We start from the raw sequence: 25,322 nt of genomic DNA, 5'->3' as shown, positions 1-25,322 counted from the left end.
TGGAAGCAGCGCGGGACACCTGACACGATGGAACCAACACCGGCACCGGGTCGTTGCCAATCACGAGCGCGAGCCAGGGAAGTGCGGAGAAGGCAGGCGTAGCAGATGGCCAACCCTTTCGTGAAGGCATGGAAGTACTTCATGGCGGCTTTTTCGTCCAAGATCGACGAGCACGCCGACCCGAAGGTGCAGATCCAGCAGGCCATCGAGGAGGCGCAGCGGCAGCACCAGGCGCTGTCCCAGCAGGCCGCCGCGGTGATCGGCAACCAGCGCCAGCTCGAGATGAAGCTCAACCGCCAGCTCGGCGAAGTGGAGAAGCTCCAGGCATCCGCACGCCAGGCGCTCGTGCTCGCCGACGAGGCCAGGGCGAAGGGTGACGACGCGCGCGCGACGCAGTTCGAGACCGCGGCGCAGGGCTTCGCCACCCAGCTGGTGACCGCGGAGCAGAGCATCGAGGACCTGAAGACGCTGCACGACCAGGCGTTGCAGGCGGCGACGCAGGCCAAGCAGGCGGTCGAGCGCAACGCGATGGTCCTGCAGACCAAGCTCGCCGAGCGCACCAAGCTGCTCAGCCAGCTGGAGCAGGCGAAGATGCAGGAGCAGGTCTCGCACTCGCTGCGCCAGATGACCGAGCTGGCGGCGCCGGGCAACACGCCGTCGCTGGAAGAGGTCCGCGACAAGATCGAGAAGCGGTACACCACCGCGCTCGGCTCGGCGGAGCTGGCGCAGAACTCGGTGCAGGGCCGGATGCTGGAGGTCCAGCAGTCGACCACCGAGATGGCGGGCCACTCGCGGCTGGAGCAGATCCGCGCGTCGATGGCGGGCGGCAAGGTCGCCGGCGAGGTGACGAGCGGTCAGCCCGCCAGTGCGAGCGCGAGCATCCAGCAGGAGATCCAGCAACGGGTCCAGCAGACGCAGGCGCAGCCCACCCAGCAGGTCCAGCAGAACCCGCCGGCGAGCCAGAGCTGAGAGGGTGGTGTCCGCGATGGAACCCCGGCGGAAGGTGGCCGGCGAGATCGCTCAGGTCATCGGCGGCCAGCTCCAAGGGCACCTCGCGGACCAGGTGAAACGGCGGTACGCCGCCTGGAACGACCCGCGCGCGAAGCTCGATCGGCGGTACCGCCGATCGAGCCGCGTGCTCACCTTCTGGCTGATCGTGCTGGCCCTGCTCGCGGTGGTCGGCACGCTCACGCTGGTCGGGGCGCTCGGCGCGGCGCCCGGCGTGGTGGCGGCCCTCGGGTTCGCCGGCACGTCCGTGCTGGCCGTGCGCACCAACCTGAAGATGAGGGGCATCGACGCCGAGCGGCGGCAGCTGGAGGCCGCGCCGGCGCCCGAGCCGCTGCCCGCCCGCTCCTCGGCGGCCCGTCAGCCGATGGAACGGCTGGAGGACGCCCAGGACACGTTGCGGGAGCTGCTGCGCCAGCTCGACTCCGCGGCGCTGACGTCCATCCCCACCGACTCGGTCGAGCAGGCCCGCGCCACCGGCGCCGAGGCCGCCTCCGCGATCCGGGCCGTCTCCCGCCAGTTGCAGGCCGTGGAACGGGCGCGCGACACCGCCCCGCCGCTGGACCGCGCACCGCTGGTCGAAGGGGTGCGAAGACTGCGGGCCCAGCTCGACGAGGGCGTGGACGGCTACTGCGGCCTGGTCGCCGCCGCCGGTCGCGTGCTCGCCGAGAGCACCGCCTCCAACCCCCGGCAGGTCCTGGGCGACGCGACGGACCACCTCGCGGGCCTCGCCTCCGCGTTGCGCGAGCTGTCGCGCTGACCTCGTCGCGGATCTCTCCGCACCGGCCGCACGGCCATCTGCACGAACCGCGATTGCGTCACGTTGCGTAGCGGAGTTGCGCTAACCTCGAGTCCGCAGTGGCGTACGCTGCTGCGATCGTGTGATTATCAGACCGTTATATGGCCGCGGCCACTACTTGGCGTGGCAGGATCCCTGGGTCGGACAGCGTGGTCCGTCCTGGTCGCCGGGGAGGTCATTGAGTGGCGTTGTGGACCGTGCGCGGCGATGGCCGCCCCATCGACGGTGACGCCGTCGCGCCGCAGGAGCGGCTGACCTGGCCGCGCACCATCGGTTTCGGCGCCCAGCACCTGGTCGCGATGGCAGGCGCCACGATCCTCGTACCCGCCACCACCGGTCTCCCGGTCAGCACCACCCTGCTGTTCTCCGGTCTCGGCACGCTGCTGTTCCTGGTGATCACCCGCAACCGCGTGCCCAGCTACCTCGGCGCGTCGTTCGCGTTCATCGCGCCGCTGTCCGCCGCCCGGGACGAGGGCATCGCCGCGCAGCTCGGCGGCGTGCTCGCGGCCGGCCTCCTGGTGATCATCATCGGGGTGGCGGTGAAGGCGCTCGGCGTGCGGCTGCTGGAGGCCGTGATGCCGCCGGTGGTGACCGGCGCGGTGGTCGTGCTGATCGGCCTCAACCTGTCGCACCGGGCCACCGACTCGTTCGCCCAGCAGCCGCTGCCGGCCGTGGTCACGATGGGGATCATCCTGCTGTGCGGCGTGCTCGGCCGCGGCTCGTCGTTCCGCTTCTCCGTGCTCATCGGCGTGGTCGTCGGCTGGGCGCTGGGCTTCTGGCTCGACCTGGTCGACACGGCCGCCGTGGGTCGGGCCGCCTGGTTCGGGCTGCCCGAGTTCCACGCGCCGGAGCTGCGGCCGTCGGTCACGCTGCTCGTGCTGCCGGTGGTGATCGTGCTGGTCGCGGAGAACGTCGGCCACGTCAAGGCGATCGGCGCGCTGACCGGCCGCAACCTCGACGGCAACGTCGGCGACTCGATCATCGCCAACGGGGTGTCCACCGCGCTGGCCGGTGTCGGCGGCGGGTCGGGCACCACCACGTACTCCGAGAACATCGGCGTGATGGGCGTGACCAAGGTCTTCTCGACCGCCGCGTACGCGGTGACCGGGGTGGCCGCGGTGCTGATGTCGTTCTCGCCGAAGATCACCGCCGTGCTCGCGACCATCCCGGCGGGCGTGGTCGGCGGCGCGACGCTGGTGCTGCTCGGCCTGATCAGCCTGGTCGGCGTGCGGGTGTGGATGGAGAACCGGGTCGACCTGACCAACCCGGGCAACGCGCTGGTCGGCGGTGCCGCGCTGGTCGCCGGCGTGGGCGACCTGACGCTGGAGCTGGGTGACATGGAACTCGGCGGCCTGGTCTGGGGCTCGCTGCTGGTGGTGATCCTGCACCCGGTCCTGCGCTGGCTGCGGACCGCCCGCAAGGCCTGAGCGTCACCCGAGCGCGGCCTCCTCGTAGGCGAAGTGCGCTTCCAGCTCCTCCTCCAACCGGTCCAGCTCGGGGAGCAGCCGGTCCGGGTCGTCGGCCAGGGCGGCGATCTCGGTGATCACCCCGGCCACCACCCGGTGCTCCTCGCGCAGCCGGGCCAGCACCGGCGCCAGCGCTGGGTCGTGGTCCTCGAACGCGGTGAACGCGCCGTCCTCCCTGATGTGGTGCATCCGCATGTTGTCGCAGAACGCCAGGCAGTGATCACGCAGGTCACGGCGGCCGGTCGGGTCCGCCCGCAACCGCCGCAGTTGGGCGCGCAGGTCGTCGTGGTGGCGGCGCAGCTGCGCCACGATCGCCTCGACCCGCTCCGGGTCCAGCCGCAGCACGGTGAGCGCGACGACCGGGATCACCCTCGTGGTCGCCTCGGCGTAGGCGCGGAACGCCGGGTCGCGCCGCGCCTGCACGGCGTAGAAGCGGTCGCGGTCGGCGCCTTCCAGCGGCACGGCCCGGGCGGCGTGCTCGCGGAGCACGCCGCCCTCCCGGACCTCGATGGTGACCTGCGGGTCGGCCAGCAGGTTGTGGTACCAGTCCGGGTGCTTCGGCCGGCCCGCGTTGGAGCCGAACACGAGCAGCCGGTCGCCGTCGCGCAGGTAGACCGCCGGGTTCGTGCGCGGCTTGCCCGTGCGCGCGCCCGCGGTGGTCATGAGCAGCAGGTCCCCGCCCTCGAAGGGGCCTCCCACCAGGCCGCCGTTGGCCCGGAACTCCTCGATGATCAGCTCGTTCACGTGCGTGCCCCCACTAGTCTGAACGGTCACGGCAGCTTGGCTTTGAAGGCAAAGCCTCTTTGAGGTCAAAGGTAAGGAGGCCGGTGTCCGGTGTCAACCACCGATGACGCCATCCGGGCGTTGTTGCTGCTCATGCCGCGCATCGTGGGCCGGGCGAAGCGGATCAAGGTGCCCGCGGAGCTGGAGTCCCTGGCGCTGGCCCCGCGGCACCTGACGCTGCTGTCCTACCTGCTGTTCGACGGCCCGGCGACGGTGAACGACCTGGCCAAGCGACTGGAGGTGGCGCCGACCACGGTCAGCCTGATGGTGGCCGAGCTGAGCCGCAAAGGCGTGCTGGAACGCCGTGAGGACGACGAGGACCGCCGCAAGCGGATCGTCAGCATCACCGACGCCATGCGGCCCGCGATCGACGCGTGGCTGGCCAGGGGCGCGCGGGCGTGGCGGACGGCGCTGGAGCCGTTGACGCCCGATCAGCGCCGGGTGTTCGTGGAGACCTTCAAGGCCTACGAGGACGCGCTGGACGAGTGAGGTAGCCTCACCGCAGCGCGCGGTTGATGCGGTGCACCAACCCGGGGCCCTCGTAGATGAACGCCGTGTAGAGCTGGATCAGGCTCGCGCCCGCGTCCAGCATCCGCTTCGCGTCGTCGGGGCTCGCGATGCCGCCGACGCCGATGATCGGCAGCTTGCCGTCGGTCTCCCGGCTCACGAACCGCACCACCTCGCGGGCGCGTTCGGTCAACGGCCTGCCGCTCAGCCCGCCCGCCTCGCCCGCCAGCCGCCGGTCGGCCGGCGCCAGGCCGTCGCGCGACAACGTGGTGTTGGTCGCGATCAGGCCGCTGACCTCGTGCGCGGCGCACACCTCCAGCAGCTCGGCGATCGCCTCGTCGGTCAGGTCGGGCGCGATCTTGACCAGGATCGGCTTGCGCGGCTTCGCACCGGCCAGCTCGCGGGCGGTGGCGTTGAGGGCCGACAGCAACTCGGTCAACGCGCCGCGGTCCTGGAGGCTGCGCAGGCCCGGCGTGTTGGGCGAGCTGATGTTGATCGCGAAGTAGTCGCCGTGCCGGTACAGCGCGCGCAGGGACGTCCGGTAGTCCTCCACGGCCTCCTCGACCGGCGTGACCTTGGACTTGCCCAGGCTGATGCCCAGCGGCACGGACAGCGGGCCGAGGCGGTCGAGCCGGTTGGCCAGCTCCAGCGCGCCGTCGTTGTTGAAGCCCATCCGGTTGATGATCGCCTCGCTGTCGCGCAGCCGGAACAGGCGCGGCTTCGGGTTGCCGGGCTGCGCGTGCCGGGTGACCGTGCCGACCTCGACGAACCCGAACCCGAGCGCGGCCCACGCGGGCAGCGCCCGGCCGTTCTTGTCCAGTCCGGCGGCGAGGCCGACCGGGTTCGGGAACCGCACGCCGAAGACCGTGCGCGGCGAGGCGGGCTTGCGCTTCACGAGCTTCGCCGCCGGGCTCAGCTTCGCCATCACGCCGAGAGTGGTCTCGTGGACCCGCTCCGCGTCCCCGCCGTGCATCCGGAACAACGCCTTGCGCACCGCGCTCTTGTAGACCACGGCGGTAACCCTAAGCGATCGGCCCTGGCTGGCAGCGCGGGCACCAGTACGCGGGACGCTCCAGCACGCCCGCGCCCTGCCCGCCGACGCGCACCCTGGTCCCGCAGCGCAGGCACGGCTTGCCGCCCCGCTCGAACACCCAGTGCTGCCGCCCGCGCCCCAGCTGACCGGTGGTGCTCTGCTCCGGCCGCCACGCGTTGGCCAGCAGCAGCTTGCGCGCCAGCCGCACCGCCTCCGCCGGGTCCACCGCCGACACCGGGCTCCACGGCGACACCCCGAGCAGGAAGCACACCTCGGCTTTGTAGAGGTTCCCCACGCCCGCCACCACCCGCTGGTCGAGCAGGGCGAGCCCCAGTTCGCGGTCCGGGTCCGCGGCCAGCCTGGCGACCGCCTCGGCCGCGCGCCCGTCGTCCCACTCACCCAGCAGGTCCGGGCCCAGGTGGCCCACCAGCCGCGACTCCTGGTCGGTCGGCAGCAGTTCCAGGTCGTGCAGCGCGAACCCCACCGCGACCCGGTCGGGCACCTCCAGCAGCGCCCGCACCTGGTGGCCGGGACGCCGCCAGCGCTCGCCCGGCCGGTAGAGGTGCCACGCGCCGTCCATCCGGAAGTGGCTGTGCAGGCTCAGGTCGCCGGAGAACCGGGTGAACAGGTGCTTGCCGACCGAACGCACCTGGAGCACGTCCCGCCCGCTGAGGTCGGCGGTGGCCCACTTCGGGTGGCGGAGCTCGCCGCGCAGGAGCCGGCGGCCGGCCAGCGCCTCGTTCAGGCGCTGCCCGGCCAGGAAGACCGTGTCACCCTCGGGCACCGCTGTCGAACGCCATCTTGAGGCCGAACCCGACCAGCACGGACGCGGTCAGCCGCTCGGTCCACCGCCGCACCGCGGGCTTCGCCAGCACGACCACCGCACGTCCGGCGAGCCACACCACGACGAGCTGCCACACCTGGCCGATCGCCACGTGCACGCCGACCAGCAGCGCGCCCCACCCGGCCGACGCCTGGTCTGACGGCAGGAACTGGGGGAGCAGGCTCAGGTAGAACACGCCGATCTTGGGGTTGAGCAGGTTCGTGGTGAACCCGGTCCGCAACGCCTGCGCCGGCGTGATCGCGAGGACGTCGGCCGGCCGGTCGAACGCGCCGCCGCGCCACGACTTCCACAGCGCCGACCCGCCGAGCCACAGCAGGTACGCCGCACCCGCGTAGCGCACCACGTCGTAGGCGAGTTGAGACGCCACCAGCAGCGCGGTCAGCCCGGCGATGCTCGCCGCGCCCCACACCAGGCAGCCGAGCGTGGTGCCGAACCCGCCGACGACCCCGGCCTTGCGCCCGCCGCCGAGCACCATGCGCAGCAGCATCATGGTGTCCAGGCCCGGCGTGATCGTGAGCAGGACGGCGGCGACCGTGAACGCGAGGACGGCGGTCGTGCTCACGCCTCCACCGCTTCCTCGATCTCCTCGTCGTTGAAGTCGTGGTGCACGGCCCTGCGTCTGCTCCGGCTGATCCGCAGTATCCGGGCCAGCAGCAGGTTGAACGCCAAGGCCACCTCGCGCGCGCCCGGCGTGCCCCACTCGTGGATCGGCATGCACGCGCCCTGCGCCTGCTGCACCGCGAGCCGGTCCGGCAACGCCACCGGCATCACCAGCGGCCCGAAGATGTCCCGCAGCTCGTCGATGCGGAACTGGTGCTCGTGCGACCTCGGCCGCACCCGGTTCACCACCACGCCCAACGGCTGCAGGTCCTCGTTGTGCTCGCGTTCGGCCTGCACCGCCTCGAACGCCCGCTGCACGCCCGCCACCGCGAACATCGTCGGCTCCGTCACCAGCAGCGCGCGGTCCGCCGCGACCAGGGCCGACCGGGTCAGCTGACCGAGCGACGGCGGGCAGTCCAGCAGCACCAGCTGGTAGGGGTCCTCGTCGTCCTGCAGCAGGCGCAGCGCCTCGCGCAGCCTGCCGAGCCGCGTCTCGCCCGGGTCGGGGTGGTTCAGCGACTCCGCGTCCTCCGAACCGGCGAGCACGTCCACGCCGTCGCCCCACGCGCTGGGCGCGATCGCCTTGTCCACCGTGTCGCGGCTCGGGTCCTGCAGGACGTCGTAGATGCTGGCCTCGGTGTCATCCGGTTCCAGCGTGGAGGTGGCGTTGCACTGCGGATCCAGGTCGATGACCAGCGTCCGGACGCCACGCCGAAGCGCCGCCGACGCGAGACCGAGCGCGACCGTCGTCTTCCCAACGCCACCCTTGAGGCTGAGCACCGCCACCGTATGCACGTAGTGCAGCCTACGGCCCTTACGCTCTACGTCCATGCGACCGGACGCCGTACACAGGGTGCTCGACGCCGAGCTGACCGCCGCGCGGGACCGCCGGGGCGGTGAACCGCCGCGCGTGCTCGACGTCGGCGGTGGCAGCGGCGTCTGGGCCGTGCCGCTGGCCGTGGCCGGGTGCACCGTGACGGTGATCGACCCGAGCCCCGACGCGCTGGCGACGTTGCACCGCCGTGCGGCCGACGAAGGCGTGCTGGACCGCGTCACCGCGGTTCAGGGCGACACCGACGCGCTGGACCGGGACGCCTCGGCGGACCTGGTGCTGGCCCACGGCCTGCTGGAGGTCGTGGACGACGTCGGCGTCGCGCTGGCCGCGCTGGCCGCCGCCGCGACCCCGGGCGGGGCGGTGTCGTTGCTGGTGGCGAACCGGTACGCGGCCGTGCTGCACCGGGCCATCGCGGGCCGGCTGGTGGACGCGCGTCGGCTGCTGGACGACGAGGCCGGTCAGCTCGTCGGCACCCGCGACCCGCTGCTGCGCCGGTTCGACGTGGCCGGGTTGGAGGCGTCGGTGGTGGCCGCGGGGCTGAAGGTGGAGCTGGTCCAGGGCCACGGCGTGGTGTCCGACCTGGTGCCGGGGGCCGTGCTGGAGGCCAACCCCGGCGCCGCGGAGGCGTTGGCCGAGCTGGAACTGGCCGCGTCGACCCGCCCGCCGCTGCGCGACGTGGCCGCCCGGTTGCACCTCATGGGCCGAAAGCCGGCCTGAGTGCGGTAGAACGGAGTCCTCCGCCGCCTATCCGCAGAGGACCCGCCATGGGAGACCCGCACTTAGCCGGGGCCGGCTGATGGCCGCCACCGCGCCCGAGGACCTGGAAGACGAGGTGCGCGCCGCCGTCGCCGGCGACCGCCGGGCGGTCGCGTCGCTGCTGGCCGCCGTCCGCCCGCTGGTGGTGCGGTACTGCCGCGCCCGCGTCGGCGGGCACGAGCGGTCGTCCACGTCGGCCGACGACGTGGCCCAGGAGGTGTGCCTGGCGCTGTTGACCGCGTTGCCGACGTACAAGGACCACGGCCGGCCGTTCCTGGCGTTCGTGTACGGCATCGCGGCGCACAAGGTGGCGGACGCGCACCGCGCGGCGTTGCGCAACCGGGCCGAGCCGGTGCCGGAGGTGCCCGACGGCCCGGACGACGAGCGCGCGGGCCCAGAGCAGACGGCGTTGCGCGTGGAGCTGGCGCAGCGGATGGGCGAACTGCTGCGCCTGCTGCCGGACAAGCAGCGGGAGATCCTCGCGCTGCGGGTGGTGGTCGGCCTCACGGCCGATGAGACCGCCGTCGCCGTCGACGCCACGCCCGGCGCGGTCCGCGTCGCGCAGCACCGGGCGTTGACCCGGCTCCGAAGAGAGATCGAACGGTCCTCGATCACGCAGCGCGTCCGATAGTGGGCCGCCACTAGTCCGAACGGGGACTAAACGCGGCCATTCGGGGTAACTTCGTGTGAGTCGCGTCATCCGCGTGTGCGGTCGGCGTCGCGTTCGCATGTGCCCCCGAGGGGCGTCCAGCGCGCGGACGCCGAGGAGCTCGCGATGGCGGCGATGGTGGTTGGTGTGTCGGTTGTGCCGGGATTCCGGTCGGTGAGGTCGGTGCGGAGCGAGGACGTGGCGTCCTCCTCGGCGGCAAGGGTGGAGGGGGGACCGGAGGCGTACGTCGAAGGGGCGGTCCGCGGCGACCGGCGGGCGGTCGACGCGTTGCTGGCCGCGATCAGACCCGTGATCGTGAAGTACTGCCGGGCCAGGGTCGGGCACGGGCAGCGGTCGTCGGCGTCGGCGGAGGACGTGGCCCAGGAGGTCTGCCTCGCCGTGCTGAAGGCGTTGCCCAACTACCGCGAGCAGGGCCGGCCGTTCATGGCGTTCGTGTACGGGATCGCGGCGCACAAGGTGGCCGACGCGCACCGCGCGTCGGCGCGCAACCGCGCCGAGTCCGTGCCGGAGCTGCCCGACAGCGCGGGCCTCGAACCGGGGCCCGAGCAGCGGGCGTTGCAGGGTGAGCTGTCCGATCGGATGGGGCAGCTGCTCGACGTCCTGCCGGCCCGGCAGCGGGAGATCCTGGTGCTGCGGGTGGTCCTCGGCCTGTCCGCCGAGGAGACCGCCGAGGCGGTCGGCTCGACGCCCGGCGCCGTGCGGGTGGCCCAGCACCGGGCCCTGACCCGGTTGCGCAAGGCGTTGGACGAGGCCCGGCACGACGCTTGACGGCGTTCAGTGCCGCCAGCGGGTCAGCGCGGCGACCTCCTCCGGCGGGCAGTCGGCCAACCGGGCGATCTCGCCGCGCCGCACGTCGGCGATCGTCGCGGCGAACTCCGCGCCGAACGCCTCGGTCAGCGCCTCGTCCGCCTCGAACGCCGCCACGGCGTCCCCCAGGCACGTCGGCAGGCGCTCGGCCTCCGGCAGCGCGGCCGGGTCCACCCCGACCGGCTCGGGCAGCCGCGCCTGCTCCACGATGCCGGCCAGGCCCGCCGCCATCGTGGCCGCCACCACGAGGTACGGGTTCGCCGACAGGTCGTAGCACTTGACCTCCAGGTCGCGACCCGCGACCAGGCGCAGCGCCGCCTCCCGGTTCTCCAGGCCCCACACGGCGAACGCGCCCGCCCAGTGCCGCGGCACCAGCCGCAGGTAGCTGGCCACCGACGGCGCGCCGATCGCGCACAGCGCCGGCAGCCGGCGCAGCACACCCGCGGCGAACGCGTCGGCGTCCTCGGTCAGCCCGAACCAGCTCTCGCCGTCCTGGAACAGGCTGCGGCCGTCGCGCCACAGGCTCAGGTGCAGGTGCCCGCCGTTGCCGACGCCGTCGGCGGTGACCTTCGGCGAGAACGACGCCCGCATGCCGTGCCGCAGCGTGATGGCCCGGATCGTCTCCCGCACCAGCACCGACGTGTCCGCCGCGTGCACCGGGTCCTCGGGCGTGGTGGACAGCTCGAACTGGGACGGCGCGTACTCGGGGTGGAACTGGAGCACCTCGACGTCCTGCTCGGCCAGCGCCGACAGCAGGTCCGCGGCGTAGTCGGACAGCTCGACCTGGCGCGCGTGGCCGTAGGCGGGCCCGGTGGTGGCGGGCCGGAACTCGTCGGTGTCGCCCTGCCCGACGACCCACTCGACCTCGAAACCCGCCTGGACCTCGTAGCCGTGCACGGTGAGGCGGTCGGCCACCGCCCTGGCCAGGCCGCGTTCGTCCTGCGGGTGCGGCTCGCCCTGCTGGTCGAAGCGGTCGGCGGGCGCCCACGCCCAGCCCGGCTGGCCCGCGAGCACGGTGAGCCGGTCCAGGTCGGGGTGCAGCCGCAGGTCGCCGACCGGCCCGCCGGCGTGCCGCCCGGAGACGATCGTGTCGTCCAGCAGGAACGCGTCGAACACCGGCGACGCGCCCACGCCGTCCGCGGCGGCTCTGGGCAGCCCCGCGAGCGGCACGGACTTCACCCGCGTGATGCCGCTGTGGTCGACCCAGGTCAGTGCGACCGCCACGACGTCCTGCTCCAGCAGGTCGTCCACCATCTCGGCCGCCAGCGCACGTCGGTGTTCCCGCTCCGCGGTGTCCATCGTGCGTGGTTACACCAGGTCACTACTGTTCAACAAGTGGACCATCTGCTGCCGTGCGTGGCGTCGTTGCGCCTCGTGGACCACCACTGCCACGGGGTGCTGGGCGTCGACCTCGACCGGGACGGCTTCGAGTCCAACCTGACCGAGGCCGAGTCCGCGTCGCCGTTGGGCACGTCGTTGTTCGACTCGTCGCTGGGGCTCGCGGTGCGGCGCTGGTGTGCGCCTTTGCTGGATCTGCCGGTCCTCGCGCCCGCCGACGAGTACGTGGCGCGGCGGCGGTCGCTGGGTGCGGCCGAGGTGAACCGGGCGCTGGTGTCGGCGGCGGAGATCTCGACGTTCCTGGTGGACGACGGGGTCTGGCCGGAGGGGTTCGTGGGGCCCGCCTCGTTCACCGGATCGCGTGAACATCGCGTGCTGCGGCTGGAGCGGGTGGCGGAGGCGGTCGTGCCCGAGGGCGCCTCGGGGTTCCCGGCGCGGGTGCGGGCGGCGTTGGACTCGTCGTCCGCGGTCGCGGCGAAGTCGATCGCGGCCTACCGGGTGGGGCTGGACCTCGACCCGTCACGACCCGCGGACGCCGAGGTGGTGGCGGCGGCCGACCGGTGGCTGAGAGCCGGCTCGACCCGGTGCGCGGACGAGGTGATCAGCCGGTTCCTGGTGTGGGAGGCGCTGGACCGGGGGCTGCCCGTGCAGTTCCACGTCGGCTACGGGGACGCGGACCTGTCGCTGCACCGGTGCGACCCGTCGCTGCTCACGGACCTGCTGCGGGCGACGGCGCCGCTGGGCGTGCCGATCATGCTGCTGCACAACTACCCGTTCCACCGCACCGCCGGTTACCTGGCGCAGGTGTTCCCGCACGTGTTCGTGGACCTGGGGTTGGCCACGCACACGGTGGCGCACCGGGCGAGCCGGGTGCTGGCCGAGGCGTTGGAGATCGTGCCGTTCGGGAAGTTCCTGTTCTCCACCGACGCGTTCGCGCTGGCCGAGCTGTACTACCTGGGCGCGCTGTTCTTCCGCCGCGCGTTGTCGGACTTCCTCTCGGCCGGTCTGCGGGACCATGCTTTCGCCCTGGCGGACGCGGAGCGGATCGCCCACCTGATCGGGTGGGAGAACGCGCAGCGGGCCTACCGCTTGGCGTAGAGTCTCGAACGGGTGTTCGGGTCAGGACGGAGGTGGTCGTGGGCCGCAGCGCGAACCTGCCGCGCGGTCTGGTCGATCGCTTCCTCGCCCGCGGCGACGTCTGGCCGGACGACACCGGCTGCTCGATGCTGCACGTGGACATGGACGCCTTCTACGCGTCGGTCGAGATCCGCGACCGGCCGGAGCTGGCGCGCAAACCGGTGGTCGTGGGCGGCACGGCGAACCGGGGCGTGGTCGCGTCGGCGAACTACATCGCCCGCGAGTTCGGCGTGCGGTCCGCCATGCCGACCTCGCACGCCCGCAGGCTCGCGCCGCACGCGGTGTTCGTGCCGCCGAACTTCGCCCGGTACCAGGAGGTCTCGCGCGGGGTGATGTCGATCTTCCGCGACATCACGCCGCTGGTGGAGCCGTTGAGCCTGGACGAGGCGTTCCTCGACGTGAGCGGCGCGCTGAAGCGGATGCGCGCCACCCCGGGCGAGATCGCGAAGCTGATCCGCGAGCAGGTGCAGCAGGCGCACGGGATCACCTGCTCGGTGGGCGTGGCGCCGACGAAGTTCCTGGCCAAGCTCGCGTCCGGGATGTGCAAACCGGACGGGTTCATGGTCGTGCCGCGCGACGAGGTGCTGTCGTTCCTGCACCCGTTGCCGGTGTCGGCGCTGTGGGGCGTGGGTCAGCGCACGGCCGAGAACCTGGACCGGGTGGGACTGGAGACGGTGGCGGACGTGGCCGCGACGCCGTTGCCGCGCCTGCGCAGGCTGATCGGCGTGGCGTTGGCCGAGCACCTGCACGCGCTGGCGCAGGGGCACGACGACCGGCCGGTGGTGCCGTCCACGCGGGAGAAGTCGATCGGCGCGGAGGAGACCTTCGAGGTCGACCACTTCGACCGGGAGCTGCTGCGCCGGGAGCTGCTGCGGCTGTCGGAGCGCTCGGCGGCGACGTTGCGGTCCAGGGGGCTGCGCGGGCGCACGGTGTCGATCAAGGTGCGGTTCTCCGACTTCACCACGATCACGCGGTCGAAGACGTTGCGGGTGGCGACGGACGTGACGCAGGAGGTCTACAAGACGGCGTCGACCCTGCTGGACGAGCAGGTGCCGCCCGGCGCGGTGCGGTTGATCGGCGTGCGGATCGAGCAGCTGGTCGAGGGCGACGACGGCGAGCAGCTGATGTTCGACGCGCCGGAGCGCGGCTGGCGCGAGGCGGAGCAGGCGGCCGACCAGGCGCGGTCGAGGTTCGGCACGGCGGCGATCCGACCGGCCTCGCTGCTGGGCCAGGGACCGGGCAGGTCGGGGCACGACGAGCCCAAGCCGGAGCGCGGCGACTGATCGCCTGTTCGGCTTCCCGACCCCGTTGCCCGCGCCGTTCGGGTGGTCGCGGGCCTGATCGAGGGCTCGCGCGTCGATCACCCGGCACAGTGGTGACGTGGATCGGTTCTGGGGTCTGCTCACGCCCTCCGAGCACGAGGTGCTCCTGGCGACGGGCGTCGAGCGCGACTACCCGTCCGGCTCCGTGGTCTGCTACGAGGGTGAGGTGACCCGGCACGTGCTGGTGGTGCGCCGAGGTCTGCTGCGGGTGACCGCGACCACGGCGAACGGCAGCGAGAAGGTGCTGGCGGTGCGCGGGGCCGGTGACATCGTCGGTGAGCGCTCGGCGGTCGACGGGCGGCCGCGTTCGGCGACCGTGCGGGCCTTGGGCCAGGTGCGGGCGCTGGTGCTGTCGGCCGGTTCGTTCGCCGGGCTGTGCCAGCGGTACCCGCGCATCGCGTGGTCCGTGCTGATCGTCGTGGTGTCGCGGCAACGTGACACGGACCGCCAGCGCGTGCAGATCAGCGGCACGGCCACGCAGCGCGTCGCCGCCGTGCTCATCGACGTGGCGCTGGAGCGGGGGATCGCCGACCAAGGCGCGATCGCGTTGAGCCAGGAGGAACTCGCGGGCATCGCCGGCACGTCGCGGGAATCGCTCGTGCGGGTGCTGCGCGGACTGCGCGAGGAGGGCATCATCAGCACCGGGCGGCGGAAGATCGACATCCATCAGGTGAGCAGGCTCTACGACTTCACCAACTGATTTCCCCTTGTGCGTCATCTGACGCAGAACTCGGGCGGCGGAACTCCTACAAATGAGTCATCAGCCGAGTTCAGAGGGGGAGTCATGAACCACATCGAGGAGCCTGCCAGGTCCCGCCGGCGGTTCACCGAACGCCTCGCGACCACTCTCGTCTTCACCGCCGTCATGGTGTGGGCCGCCGTGGTGGTCGTCGTCAAGTCCGATCTCGACGGTGTGGTCGCGCTCGCCGTCTCCTTCGTGCTCGCGGGCGGTCTGGTCGCCGTGTACGACGCCTGGCGCGAGGTCCGCTCCGTCCGCCGCGAGCTGGACGTGGAGATCCACGAGGACCTCGTGCGCCTGTGAAGCCACGCGGTGGCCAACGAGGGGTGGCCGCCGTTCGCTGAGGCCTTCCGCAGACGGTCGGGTCTGCGGAAGGCCTCTTTTCGTCCGGGTCGCCGGCGAGTTGTCCACAGCCCACCGAGTTGTCCACAGTTCGCGATCTCCCCATCGACCACCCCACCCCGACCGCCGATGGTGGACACATGCGAACCACCATCGACCTGGACGCCCTGGGCGGTCTCTTCCCCCACCGCGTCGCCACCGCGTCGGAGCTGCTGAGCCTGGGTCTGCCGAGCGGCGAACTGGCCGTCCGCTGCCGGCCGCAGGGCCCGTGGCAGCACGTCCTGCCGGGAATCCTGCTGCTGGCCCGAACACCGCCGACGCGGGCGCAACTGGTCCGCGCGGCGCTGCGCTACGGCGGCCCGCAAACCCTGCTCACCGGCGTGGACGCGCTGCAACTGCACGGCTTGCGGGCACTGCCGGCCACCGGCCCGGTCCAGATCCTCGTCAACCGCGCCCTGGAACCGGCCGCGAAGGTCCGGATCACCCGGGTCCGCCGTTTACCCGACCCGGTGCTGCGCCGAGGTTTCCTGACCGCACCACTGGCCAGGGCCGCCATCGACACCGCGAAGGCGCTGAACCAGCGTGACGACATCCGAGCCGTGCTGACCGAGGTGGTGCGCCACGGCGGGGTGCCCGTCGCCGACCTCAAGGCCGGGCTGGCCAGGTCGTCGGAACAGGCCAGACAGGTCCTCTCCGAACTGGCCGACGGCGTGCGGTCGGTGCCCCAAGCCTGGGCCAAAGCCGTCCTGGACGACCTCCCCCTGCCACCACCGGCCTGGGGCGTCCCCCTGACCACCGCCGAGGGCCGTCCGCTCGGCATCGCCGACGCCTGGTGGAACGACCGCGCCCTGGCCTGGCAGTTCAACACCCCGACCCCCGGGGCCGACCTCCTCCAAGCCGCCGGCGCCATCGTCCTGCACACCACCCCCACCCGCCTGCGCCAATCACCGACCGCCGTAGCCCAGGACCTACTACGCGCATCCACCCAAGCCACCACCCGCCCGAGGCCGCGGATCACCGCAACCAACCTCCCCACCCCAAGGAGGCCCGCCCCCTGACCCCACCCCTAACCCCCAACTGCCCTGCCCGCCGCCGACCTCGCCCCGCCGCCCGACCAACCGCCGCCCCCACCGCTCTGCAGCCGCCCCCGACCGGTCGCAGCGCCCACCGGCCACATCCCACCAACCGGCCACAGCCAAGCCCTGCCCGCCGCCGACCTCACCCCGCCGACCTCACCCCGCCGACCTCGCCCCGCCGCCCGACCAACCGCCGCCCGACCAACCGCCGCCCGACCAACCGCCGCCCGACCAACCGCCGCCCGACCAACCGCCGCCCGACCAACCGCCGCCCGACCAACCGCGGCCCCTCACCTGACCGTCGACCCCAACCGGCCGCCACGACTCGACCATCCGCACCAACCACCCCCTCGACTCACCACAGCCACCCCCCGCGCGTCCCAACCACCCGCCGCCCACCCCACCTGGCCGTAGTCCACCCAGGACAGTCCGGACCCCTCCCGTCTCGGCGCCCCAGCCGAATCGTCCCGGGCCGAACACGAACAGCAAGGAGGTGAACACCCAGAGCTAGCAACGATGTTCACGTGGTCGCGGGGTCGGTTCGTGGTTCCGTACTCGGCCCGCACAGTCGCCTGCCGAGGAGGTGTGGGGAGGTGGGAGTCGGGTGACAGGTTGTGATCTTGGTCTCTGTCGGCTCCGCCAAGGGGGTGCCGGAGCGATTACAGAGCGTGCACGAAAGGTTCGAACGTGGGACGGGAGGAAGGGTGAGAGGGGCTTTGATGCCCGTCCCACGACCGCAGTGGGGTGGTTGCGGCCCTCGATCACCCGCGCAGGGGAGTGAACATCGGAGCTTTTCTGGGCCTTGACAGCCGAGGTCGAGGCAACTTGTGCGACCTCACGGTGGTCTGACCGTTGACCCGTGAGGATGATGGTGACAGAACGAACCGCTTAGGGGCACGGACTGGGTAGTCGCCAAGCCTTGCGAATCGTATCCTGGTTGTGACGCCCCCAGGGCGGGGCGTCCGCCGGGACCGGCGGCAACCGTGATTACCCGGCGCCCGCGACCGCTGTGCCGGAGGAGGAGCCATGCCACTCTCCGAGCACGAGCAGCGACTGCTCGACCAGATCGAGCGCGCGCTCTACGCCGAGGACCCGAAGTTCGCATCCACTGTGCGCGGTGCCAAGCTGCGCAAGCCGTCCCGACGGCGTCGCATCCAAGGCATCGCGTTGTTCGCCGTGGGTGTGGCACTGCTGGTGACGGGTGTGATGTTGCCGAAGCTCGCTGGTATCCCGGTGGTGAGCGTGGTCGGCTTCCTGCTGATGTTCTTCGGCGTACTGCTCACCGTGACGACGTTGCGTCGTGGTGACCAGGGTGCCGAAGAGCCCAGCGAAGAGGGAAGCCGGCCCAGCCGCAGCTCGTTCTCACAGAAGATGGAAGAACGTTTCCGTCGCCGTTTCGAGGACGAGTAGTCCACGCGACAGCCCCGATTGAACGACTGAACAACGCAGACGGCCCGCCCCGGGAACCTCCGGGGCGGGCCGTCTGCGTGCCCGACCAGGTTCGGACCCAGGCCTCAGGCCAGGCACGTGTGGGGCCGGGCGAAGGGCGAGGGCAGGGGGAACAGGCCCGTGAAGGGGAAGGGCCGGTGAAAGGTCAGAGGGCCGGGGGAGCAGGCCCGTGAAGGGGAGAGGCCGGTGAAAAGTCAGAGGGTCGGGGGAAGTCCCCCGGCCCTCTGACCGTCGCACCAACCGCTCAGCGTCCCCTGATCACTCGTCGGGGTCGCGCTCCTCCGGCGGCTTCGGTTGGAGCACCGAGCGGGGTAGGACCTTGGCCTTCAACGCCAGCGGTGCGTTGCGGTTCAGGCTTTGGCGCACGTTGTCCACCGCGCCGGGCAGCGACGGGTCCGCCGCCGCCTGCGTGCTGTACCAGGACCGCTCCACCGCGCCGACCACGGCACGCAGCCCGTCCCGTCCCTGCTCGTCCAGGTTGTGCGCCCGCACCAACCGCCGCGCCGCCACCCGCACGGTCTCCGTGCGCGGCACCCGCGTACCCCGGTCGACGGACTCCGCTACCAACTCCTGCCAAGCCGCGCTCGCCGCGTCCGGCCCCAGCCCGGACACCGCGCGCAACCGCTGCTGCCGCCGCCAAGCCCGCACGGCCGCCGGCGCCGCGACCACCAGCGCCACCACCAGCACGGCCCCCAACCACCACGACAGCAGCGCCACCGCCAACGTCAGCACGACCGCCCAACCCACCAACGCCGCCACCAACGCCGCCGGGCGCAGCCACCTCGCCGAACGCAGCCACGCGGGCCCCCTCGACCCCTGTCCCGGCGACCGCGGCCCGCCGACGCGCAACGCCACCGTCGCCAGCAACGCGAGCAGCCCGACCACCCCGAGCGTCACGAAGTGCCACGTCGGCGTCGACTCCTCCGTCGACGTCGTCCCGTCCTGGCCCAACGCGTCCGGCACGGCCGACGCGGACGCCGACGTCCCAGGAGCCACCGTCGTGGTCGTGGTGGCCGTCGCGCTGGCGTTGGGGTTGTCCTCCTCGTCGTCCGCGTCCAGACCGGAGATGTACGGCGGGGTCGCGCCCCGCCCGTCCACCAGCGGCGTCGGGTCGAACGTCATCCAGCCGTAGCCGGGGAAGTAGATCTCGACCCACGCGTGCGCGTCCTGCGACGTGATCGTCTGCACGTCACCGGTCGCGTACCCGGCCGTGAAGCCGAGCGCCACCCGCGCCGGCATGCCGACCGACCGCGCCATGATCGCCATCGCCGACGCGTACTGCTCGCAGAACCCCTGCTTGCCGTTGAACACGAAGTCTTCCAAGGCGTCGACCGACGTCTTCGTGGTCGAGGTCTGCACCTTGTACTCGAAGCCCTGCGTACCGTCGGTGAAGTACCGGTACAACGCCGTCGCCCGGTCGAACTGGTTGTCGTGCCCGGCCACGATCCGCTGCGCCAACTCCGCCACCCGGCCACCGACGCCCGGCGCCTCCAGGTACGCCGGGTCGATGTCCACCTGGCTGTCGACCTTCCGCAGCGTGTCCGCCGACGGCGTGTCGAACACCGTCTCCAGCGTGTACTCCCCGGACTTGCGGGGCCGGACGCTGTAGACCATCCCGCGCTCCGGGTCGAACCTCCAGTTGTCGTCGACCTCCTGGATGCCGCGCGGCCGCCCGTACACCGGCAGCCAGTTGTCCACCCAGTTCACCGGCTCGATCCGGACCTTGGCGGCCGTGCCGCCGCCGGGATCGCCGGGCTGCTCGGGCAGCGCGCCGTTCGCGGGCACGCCCTCCGGCATGTTCCCGCCCAGCTCCCAGCCCTTGTCCGGCACGTACTGGCGCAACGTCATCGCCCGCAGGTACGCCGAGGTGCCCGGCATGTCCCGCACCCGGAACAGCTCGCGCGGCGCGCCCTGGTTGAGCATGCCCCGCAGCTGCGTCATCGGGTCGATGCCCAGCCCGCCGCTGCCGCCGCCGACCTCCCCGCCGGTGCCCGGCAGCCGACCGACCGTGCCGACCAGCGTCAGACCCGCGCCCGCCAGCAACGCGACCACCACGGCCAACCCGGCCACCGCCGTCGCCGCCGGTCCCGACCCGCTCTGCCCGCCACTGGGCAACCGGCCGCGCCAAGCCTCGTGCCGGTGCTGCCCGTCCACGGCCAGCAGCAGCGCGAACGCCCCCGCGCCGAACACGAACGTCCACAGCGGCAGCATCTCGTCGGCCAGCGACGCGGGCACCGCGAACACGCACAACAGCACCAGCCCCGACGCGGCGGGCGCGCCCAGGCCGACCGCCAGGGTGTCCACCAGGATCGCGACCAGCCCGATCGCCACCATCACCAGGCACCGCATGGCCGGGCTGTCCGGCACGGGCGGCACACCGGTCTGCACCTCGGTCATCGCGTTGCCGAGCACCGCCAGCAGGTCCTGCAACGACTGCGGACCGGGCAGCACGACGAGCACACCGCTGCGGGTGAAGACCGTCACCAGCAGGCACGTCAACGCCAGCAGCTGCCCGAGGGCGACCAGCGGCGCGGCCGCCCGCGTCGCGCGCAGCAGCACGCCCGTGCCGCCGACCACCGCGATCGCCACGGCCAGGTACACCAGCCACAGCACCCCGTCGAGCACGCTGGACAACGCCGTCGCGGCGCACAGCGTGGCCAGCCCGGCGACCGCGGGCGTCGCGTTCACGACCCAGTTGTCGGCGCCCACCGCGCTCGTCCTGCCGGTCACCTAGCCCACCTCCGTGCGCACCACGGGGCCGCGGTTGCCCGCGCTGTGGCACAGCTCCTGCCAGACCTGTCCCATCGGCGTCGACGGCCGCGCCACGACCACGCCCCACCCCGCGCCGCTCAGCAACCGCTGCGCGTCGGCCGGGTCGGGCGCCGGCTCCTCGGACGCGGACCCCCACGCGGCGACGTCCATCACCACCGCCAGGCTGCGCATGCCGCGCGGCCGGTTGCGGACCAGCGCGTCCACCACGGCGGGCGTGCTGCCGCCGAGGATCGCGATCACTTCCTGACCCGCGCCCGGGTCCACCCCTGCGGCGGGCTCACGGCGGTGCGACGGCGTCAGCGCCGCCAGCGCGTCCAGCACCACCGAGTCGCTGTACCCGCTGTTGCCCGGACCGCCCGCCAGCACCCGGCCGTCGTCGCCGACCAGGCGTACCTGGTGGCCGTACCGGTGCAGGTGCAGGCAGATCGACGCGGCCAGCGAGACCGCCCACTCCAGGCTCGCGCCGGGACCGCTGCCCCGGTGCGCGACCAGCCGGTGGTCCAGCAGCACGGTCGTGCCGCCGCGCCAGGGCCGTTCCTCGACCCGCACCATCAGCTCGTCGCGCCTCGCGGTCGAGCGCCAGTGCACCTTCCGCAGGTCGTCGCCGTGCCGGTAGGGGCGGACCACCGCGTCGTCCTCGCCCTGACCGGCGCGCAGCCGGATCGAGCCGTCGTCGCCGGAGCCCATGCCCGAACCGCTCGGCAGGCCGGTCAGCCCGACCACGCGCGGCACCACGACCAGCCGGCTGCGACCCGCCATCTCGCGGTCGAACTCGGCGAGGCCGAACGGGTCGGTGATCCGCGCCATCAGCGGACCCACCTGCTGGACGCCGCGCATCACCGGCTTGAGCGGGTACCGCAGCACGGTCACGATGTTGCGCGGCAGCCGTTCCACCACGAACCGCGGGCGCGCGCCCAGCGCGTACGGCACCGCGTCCTCCAGCAGCAGCCCACCGGTCGGCAGCCGTCCGGCGCTGCGCAGCTCCACGCGGACGTCCGTCGCCGAGCCCACCTGGACCCGGCTGGGGTGCAGCAGCCGCGTCGCGTGCAGGCCGACCCTGGCCCGCTGCGCCAGCCAGGCCGCCAGCAGCGGCAGGGCCACCACGAACGCCGCCACGCGCAGCAGGTCCCGCTCGTTGAGCACGACCGCGCACAAACCGGCCGCGAACCCCGCGGCCAACAGGCACCGGCCCCGGGTGGTCAGCCCGGACAGGGCTCCGCGCATGTCAGCGGTGGTTGTTCGGGTTGACGTGGTGCAGGAACTGCCCGGTCGGGTCCAGCGCCGCCTGCGGCACCGGCACCCGCTGCAGCAGGTTGCGGACCAGGTCGGCAGGCGACCGGCGGGCCGCCTGCGCCTCCGCGGTCAGCACCAGGCGGTGCGCCAGCACCGGCACCGCCACCGCGTGGATGTCGTCGGGCACCACGAAGTCGCGACCGGCCAGCGCGGCCTGCGCCCGGGCCGCCCGCACCAGCTGCAACGTCGAGCGCGGCGACGCGCCCAGCCGCAGCTCGGGCAGCCGCCGGGTGGCGCCGACCAGCTCCACCGCGTACCGGCGGATCTCCGGCGACAGGTGCACCCGCCGCACCACGTTGACCAGCCGCAGCACCTGCTCGGCGTCGGACACCGGCCGCAGGTCGGCCATCGGGTCGTGGCCCGCGTGCTCGTCCACCATCGCCAGCTCGGCCGCCGGGTCCGGGTACCCGATGGAGACCCGCGCGGTGAACCGGTCGCGCTGGGCCTCGGGCAGGGCGTAGGTGCCCTCCATCTCGATCGGGTTCTGCGTGGCGATCACCATGAACGGCGCGCCGAGCGGGTAGGTCTGCCCGTCGACCGTGACCTGGTGCTCCTCCATGCACTCCAGCAGCGCGGACTGGGTCTTCGGCGAGGCGCGGTTGATCTCGTCGCCCACCACGATGTTCGCGAACACCGGGCCGGGGCGGAACTCGAAGTCGTTGTCCTGCCGGTTGTAGATCGACACGCCGGTGATGTCGCTCGGCAGCAGGTCCGGGGTGAACTGGATGCGGCTCACGGTGCAGTCGATGGACCGGGCCAGCGCCTTGGCCAGCGAGGTCTTGCCGACGCCGGGCACGTCCTCGACCAGCAGGTGGCCCTCGGCCAGCAGGGTGACCAGCGCGACCCGGACGACGTCGGGCTTGCCGACGATGACCTTCTCCACGTTGGCGGCGATCCGCCCGACCGCGGCGTGCAGCTCGGCGAGCGCTTCTTCCCGGACCGGCGGCACGTGGTTGGCGTGCGCGGCGCGGGTGTCGGCCCCGCCGACGGGGTTCGCCTGGTTGCCCGCCGGCGCGCCGCTGCCCCCGTAGGAGTGTTCTGGCAGCGCGGCTGGCTGTGTACTCGGAGTCACTCGACCTCCTGGAGCAGGGCGCGGCCCTACCGCGACCGGTTCGCGGTGGCGGTGAGCGTTTCACGCAGTGTGTCAAACCAGGGCGAAGCGCCCTACACCGATTGAACAGTTTCGTGCTCGTGGGTTCCACGGCCCGCCGAGCCGACCGGTTCACCGCACCCCACCACGATTCCCCACCGCGGCCGCCGGCGAACCGGTTTTGCCCGATTTCACTGGGCCATCCGGGTGGAGTTCGGGCCGGTTCGGCTCACCCGCGGAGGTGGTCGCGCTCGGCGTCCCCCACCACCCTCCACGGTGGACATCTTCGTTCTACCTGCGTAAACGCTTCGCCACAGGCCGTGCAACCACCCGTTTCAGCGTTGACTGTGGTGAAAAGTGGGGTACTGTGGCGGCCGGTGGGGCAGACGGGGGCTCCACTGCCGGTCGGAAGTGAAGCTTCCGGCGTCGGGAGGTGGGCGCCGTGTTCCTGGGCACGCACTACCCGAGGCTGGACGACAAGGGCCGACTGACGCTGCCTGCGAAGTTCCGGGACGCGCTAGCGGGGGGTCTCATGGTCACCAAGGGCCAGGACCACTGCCTCTACGTGTTCCCCCGGGCGGAGTTCGAGCAGATGGCGCGCAAGGTCGCGGACGCTCCGTTCACCAACGAGGCCGTCCGCGCCTACCAGCGCTACCTGTTCGCGGGGACGGACGAGCAGCGGCCGGACGGCCAGGGCCGGGTGTCGATCGCACCGGAGCTGCGGCGGTACGCGGGGCTGACCAAGGAGTGCGTGGTCATCGGCGCGATCAACCGGCTGGAGATCTGGGACGCGCAGGCGTGGCAGCGCTACCTCGAGGAACACGAGGACAGCTACGCCACGGCGCGCGAGGAGGTGCTGCCCGGCGTCTTCTAGATCGGCTGGAACGGCCGTTTGCTTCGAGGTTTCGGGTGCCGTGAGGCCTCGGTCCGCTCGGCTTTCGGCCCTGGCGCACCTTCCCCGGCGCCAGGTCCGACGGGCGGGCGGGGACCTGACGACACCCGAATTTCTTGTCTTTGTGAGGGGGGACCATCGAGGGAGGGGACATGGTGGAGCAGGCGCGTCACGTGCCGGTGCTGCTCGACCGCGTCCTGGACCTCCTGGCCCCCGCGCTGGCCGATCGGGACGCCGTGTTCGTCGACTGCACGCTCGGCCTCGGCGGGCACTCCGAAGCGGTGCTGCGGGCGCACCCGCGCGTGCGGCTGATCGGGCTGGACCGCGACCCGCAGGCCATCGAGCTGTCGCGGCGGCGCCTGGCGCCGTTCGCCGATCGCGTGGAGTTCGTGCAGACCACCTACGACGGGATCGCCGAGGCGGTCGGCGGCGCGAAGGTCGACGGGATCCTGATGGACCTCGGGGTGTCCTCGCTGCAGCTGGACGCCGAGGAGCGCGGGTTCGCCTACTCCAAGGACGCGCCGCTGGACATGCGGATGAGCGCGGGCACCGGCATGACGGCGGCCGACGTGCTGAACACGTACTCGGTGGACGACCTGACCCGGATCCTGCGCGACTACGGCGAGGAGCGGTTCGCCCGCAAGATCGCCGGCGCCGTGGCGCGGGAGCGCGAGCGCGAGCCGTTCACCACCAGCGGTCGGCTGGTCGAGCTGCTCTACGACGTGGTGCCCGCGGCGACCCGCCGGACGGGCGGCCACCCGGCGAAGCGGACGTTCCAGGCGCTGCGCATCGAGGTGAACGAGGAGCTGGAGTCGCTGCGCCTGGCGCTGCCCGCCGCGCTGTCGGTGCTGGCCGTCGGCGGGCGGATCGTCGTGGAGTCCTACCAGTCGTTGGAAGACCGGATGGTCAAGCGCGCCTTCACCGCCCTGGCCACGTCGACGTCACCGCAGGACCTGCCGGTCGAGCTGCCGGGGCACGGTCCCCAGCTGCGGATGGTGACCAGGGGCGCGGAGCAGGCGAACGAGCAGGAGATCGAGGAGAACCCCAGGGCCGCCTCCGTGCGGCTGCGGGCGGCGGAACGCATCCGGGAGGCGACATGACCGCGCCGGCGAGGTCCGGCGGCGGTGTGCCGTCCGCGGCCAGATCGTCCAAGCCCCGTGAACGCGCGCTGAAGGCCGTGCCGGCGGAGCGCCGCCGTTCGGCCGCGGCGGAGCGGGCCTACGCGCGGCGTGCCCAGCGCACGTCGTCGAAGCGCCGCCCGTCGGTGACCCGCCAGCCGACGGTGGCGCCCAAGGCGCCGTTCGTGGTGATGGTGATGGTCGTGCTCGGCGTCGGCATCGCGGCGATCATGTGGCTGGCGACCGCGGCGACCGCGGACTCGTACCGGTTGCAGGACGCGCGGGCCGAGGAGACCAGGCTCGCCCGGCAGGTCGAGCAGCTGCGGCGGGAGGTCGCGCTGGCCGAGTCGCCGCCGGGCCTCGCCGACGCCGCGACGAAGCTCGGCCTGGTCCCGGCGGGCGATCCGGCGCGGTTGCGGCAGCTGCCGGACGGCACGGTCGAGGTGTACGGCAAGCCGTCCGCGGTGCAGCCGCCGCCACCGCCCACGTCGTCCACCACGCCGCCCGCGCAGGACCCGGCCGGGCAGCAACCCCCGGCCGGCGACCAGACCGGGCAGCAACCGCCCGCCGGCGACCAGACCGGTCAGCAGGCGGGCGGCCAACAGCCACCGCAGGGCTGAACGCAGGCTCGGACCACAGGCGCGAACAA

Annotated in this window: 25 protein-coding genes; 16 read left to right on the top strand and 9 right to left on the bottom strand. The window is 72.7% G+C overall.

Annotated elements, in window-relative coordinates:
* The first annotated feature begins 105 nt into the window (after positions 1–105).
* The 3 genes from AB0I91_RS06600 (at position 106) to AB0I91_RS06590 (ending at position 3,231) form a co-directional block, all read left to right on the top strand.
* On the top strand, positions 106–969 hold the full coding sequence (locus AB0I91_RS06600) for a PspA/IM30 family protein (protein WP_498786618.1): 864 nt from the start codon (positions 106–108) through the stop codon (positions 967–969).
* 16 nt (positions 970–985) lie between these two features.
* Entirely contained in the window at positions 986–1,765 is a 780-nt protein-coding gene (gene pspM / locus AB0I91_RS06595) for a phage shock envelope stress response protein PspM (RefSeq protein ID WP_498786620.1), read from the top strand.
* 221 nt (positions 1,766–1,986) lie between these two features.
* Complete coding sequence (locus AB0I91_RS06590) at positions 1,987–3,231, top strand: uracil-xanthine permease family protein (RefSeq protein WP_498786622.1); 1,245 nt, start codon at positions 1,987–1,989, stop codon at positions 3,229–3,231.
* A gap of 3 nt (positions 3,232–3,234) precedes the next feature.
* On the opposite strand, the gene AB0I91_RS06585 is transcribed toward AB0I91_RS06590, so the two are convergent.
* Positions 3,235–4,014, bottom strand: coding sequence for a nitroreductase/quinone reductase family protein (locus tag AB0I91_RS06585; protein ID WP_499635617.1), 780 nt, complete (start codon positions 4,012–4,014; stop codon positions 3,235–3,237).
* 132 nt (positions 4,015–4,146) lie between these two features.
* Here AB0I91_RS06585 and AB0I91_RS06580 point away from each other — a divergent pair, with 132 nt between their 5' ends.
* Positions 4,147–4,542, top strand: coding sequence for a MarR family winged helix-turn-helix transcriptional regulator (locus AB0I91_RS06580; protein WP_498781784.1), 396 nt, complete (start codon positions 4,147–4,149; stop codon positions 4,540–4,542).
* Positions 4,543–4,549: 7 nt separating this feature from the next.
* Here the strand turns inward: AB0I91_RS06580 and AB0I91_RS06575 are convergent, their stop codons facing one another.
* Genes AB0I91_RS06575 through AB0I91_RS06560 form a run of 4 tightly spaced genes read right to left on the bottom strand, consistent with a single transcriptional unit; the run spans position 4,550 to position 7,832 of the window.
* Positions 4,550–5,572 carry a quinone-dependent dihydroorotate dehydrogenase gene (locus AB0I91_RS06575; RefSeq protein ID WP_499635614.1) on the bottom strand — a complete coding sequence of 341 codons (1,023 nt, stop codon included), beginning with the start codon at positions 5,570–5,572 and terminating at the stop codon, positions 4,550–4,552.
* Between the two features lie 10 nt (positions 5,573–5,582).
* Positions 5,583–6,377 carry a DNA-formamidopyrimidine glycosylase family protein gene (locus tag AB0I91_RS06570; RefSeq protein ID WP_499635611.1) on the bottom strand — a complete coding sequence of 265 codons (795 nt, stop codon included), beginning with the start codon at positions 6,375–6,377 and terminating at the stop codon, positions 5,583–5,585.
* Positions 6,364–6,999 (bottom strand): LysE family translocator, encoded by a 636-nt coding sequence (locus tag AB0I91_RS06565; RefSeq protein ID WP_498781777.1) that lies wholly within the window; start codon positions 6,997–6,999, stop codon positions 6,364–6,366. Before AB0I91_RS06565 ends, AB0I91_RS06570 begins: the two co-directional genes overlap by 14 nt.
* The gene (locus AB0I91_RS06560; protein WP_498781776.1) at positions 6,996–7,832 is read right to left on the bottom strand and encodes a ParA family protein; all 837 of its coding nucleotides are present in this window, start codon (positions 7,830–7,832) and stop codon (positions 6,996–6,998) included. The genes AB0I91_RS06565 and AB0I91_RS06560 overlap by 4 nt, the downstream gene beginning before the upstream one ends.
* Positions 7,833–7,866: 34 nt before the next feature.
* Here AB0I91_RS06560 and AB0I91_RS06555 point away from each other — a divergent pair, with 34 nt between their 5' ends.
* The 3 genes from AB0I91_RS06555 (at position 7,867) to AB0I91_RS06545 (ending at position 10,066) form a co-directional block, all read left to right on the top strand.
* Positions 7,867–8,589 (top strand): class I SAM-dependent methyltransferase, encoded by a 723-nt coding sequence (locus AB0I91_RS06555; RefSeq protein WP_498781775.1) that lies wholly within the window; start codon positions 7,867–7,869, stop codon positions 8,587–8,589.
* A gap of 79 nt (positions 8,590–8,668) precedes the next feature.
* Positions 8,669–9,259, top strand: coding sequence for a sigma-70 family RNA polymerase sigma factor (locus AB0I91_RS06550; protein ID WP_498781774.1), 591 nt, complete (start codon positions 8,669–8,671; stop codon positions 9,257–9,259).
* Positions 9,260–9,460: 201 nt separating this feature from the next.
* Positions 9,461–10,066 (top strand): sigma-70 family RNA polymerase sigma factor, encoded by a 606-nt coding sequence (locus AB0I91_RS06545; RefSeq protein WP_498781773.1) that lies wholly within the window; start codon positions 9,461–9,463, stop codon positions 10,064–10,066.
* Between the two features lie 6 nt (positions 10,067–10,072).
* Here the strand turns inward: AB0I91_RS06545 and AB0I91_RS06540 are convergent, their stop codons facing one another.
* A complete protein-coding gene (locus AB0I91_RS06540) occupies positions 10,073–11,404 on the bottom strand; it encodes a glutamine synthetase family protein (RefSeq protein ID WP_499635608.1) in 1,332 nt (443 codons plus the stop codon).
* 36 nt (positions 11,405–11,440) lie between these two features.
* Between AB0I91_RS06540 and AB0I91_RS06535 the strand changes: the two genes are divergently transcribed.
* The 6 genes from AB0I91_RS06535 (at position 11,441) to AB0I91_RS06510 (ending at position 17,469) form a co-directional block, all read left to right on the top strand.
* Positions 11,441–12,541, top strand: coding sequence for an amidohydrolase family protein (locus AB0I91_RS06535; RefSeq protein WP_499607302.1), 1,101 nt, complete (start codon positions 11,441–11,443; stop codon positions 12,539–12,541).
* A gap of 38 nt (positions 12,542–12,579) precedes the next feature.
* Positions 12,580–13,863: a DNA polymerase IV gene (locus AB0I91_RS06530; protein ID WP_498781770.1), complete on the top strand. Its 1,284-nt coding sequence runs from the start codon at positions 12,580–12,582 to the stop codon at positions 13,861–13,863.
* A 97-nt stretch (positions 13,864–13,960) separates the two neighbouring features.
* Positions 13,961–14,602, top strand: a complete 642-nt coding sequence (locus tag AB0I91_RS06525) for a Crp/Fnr family transcriptional regulator (RefSeq protein WP_498781769.1) — start codon at positions 13,961–13,963, stop codon at positions 14,600–14,602.
* Between the two features lie 84 nt (positions 14,603–14,686).
* Complete coding sequence (locus tag AB0I91_RS06520) at positions 14,687–14,944, top strand: hypothetical protein (RefSeq protein ID WP_498781768.1); 258 nt, start codon at positions 14,687–14,689, stop codon at positions 14,942–14,944.
* Between the two features lie 179 nt (positions 14,945–15,123).
* Positions 15,124–16,041 carry a hypothetical protein gene (locus AB0I91_RS06515; RefSeq protein WP_499635605.1) on the top strand — a complete coding sequence of 306 codons (918 nt, stop codon included), beginning with the start codon at positions 15,124–15,126 and terminating at the stop codon, positions 16,039–16,041.
* 1,044 nt (positions 16,042–17,085) lie between these two features.
* Positions 17,086–17,469 carry an SCO2097 family morphological protein gene (locus AB0I91_RS06510; protein WP_033437744.1) on the top strand — a complete coding sequence of 128 codons (384 nt, stop codon included), beginning with the start codon at positions 17,086–17,088 and terminating at the stop codon, positions 17,467–17,469.
* 297 nt (positions 17,470–17,766) lie between these two features.
* Here AB0I91_RS06510 and AB0I91_RS06505 read toward each other — a convergent pair whose 3' ends face one another.
* Genes AB0I91_RS06505 through AB0I91_RS06495 form a run of 3 tightly spaced genes read right to left on the bottom strand, consistent with a single transcriptional unit; the run spans position 17,767 to position 22,645 of the window.
* The gene (locus AB0I91_RS06505; RefSeq protein ID WP_499635602.1) at positions 17,767–20,238 is read right to left on the bottom strand and encodes a transglutaminase TgpA family protein; all 2,472 of its coding nucleotides are present in this window, start codon (positions 20,236–20,238) and stop codon (positions 17,767–17,769) included.
* Positions 20,239–21,504, bottom strand: a complete 1,266-nt coding sequence (locus tag AB0I91_RS06500) for a DUF58 domain-containing protein (RefSeq protein WP_498781765.1) — start codon at positions 21,502–21,504, stop codon at positions 20,239–20,241.
* Between the two features lies 1 nt (position 21,505).
* Entirely contained in the window at positions 21,506–22,645 is a 1,140-nt protein-coding gene (locus AB0I91_RS06495) for an AAA family ATPase (protein WP_499607313.1), read from the bottom strand.
* 460 nt (positions 22,646–23,105) lie between these two features.
* On the opposite strand from AB0I91_RS06495, the gene mraZ reads away from it, so the two are divergent.
* The 3 genes from mraZ (at position 23,106) to ftsL (ending at position 25,293) form a co-directional block, all read left to right on the top strand.
* Positions 23,106–23,537, top strand: coding sequence for a division/cell wall cluster transcriptional repressor MraZ (gene mraZ, locus AB0I91_RS06490; protein ID WP_053715381.1), 432 nt, complete (start codon positions 23,106–23,108; stop codon positions 23,535–23,537).
* 170 nt (positions 23,538–23,707) lie between these two features.
* Entirely contained in the window at positions 23,708–24,655 is a 948-nt protein-coding gene (rsmH, locus tag AB0I91_RS06485; RefSeq protein ID WP_498781763.1) for a 16S rRNA (cytosine(1402)-N(4))-methyltransferase RsmH, read from the top strand.
* Positions 24,652–25,293 (top strand): cell division protein FtsL, encoded by a 642-nt coding sequence (gene ftsL / locus AB0I91_RS06480; RefSeq protein WP_498781762.1) that lies wholly within the window; start codon positions 24,652–24,654, stop codon positions 25,291–25,293. Before rsmH ends, ftsL begins: the two co-directional genes overlap by 4 nt.
* Positions 25,294–25,322 lie beyond the last annotated feature (29 nt).

The sequence above is a fragment of the Actinosynnema sp. NPDC049800 genome (assembly GCF_040656635.1).
In the GTDB taxonomy this organism is placed as follows: domain Bacteria; phylum Actinomycetota; class Actinomycetes; order Mycobacteriales; family Pseudonocardiaceae; genus Actinosynnema.
This window is presented reverse-complemented; position numbering and strand designations above follow the sequence as displayed.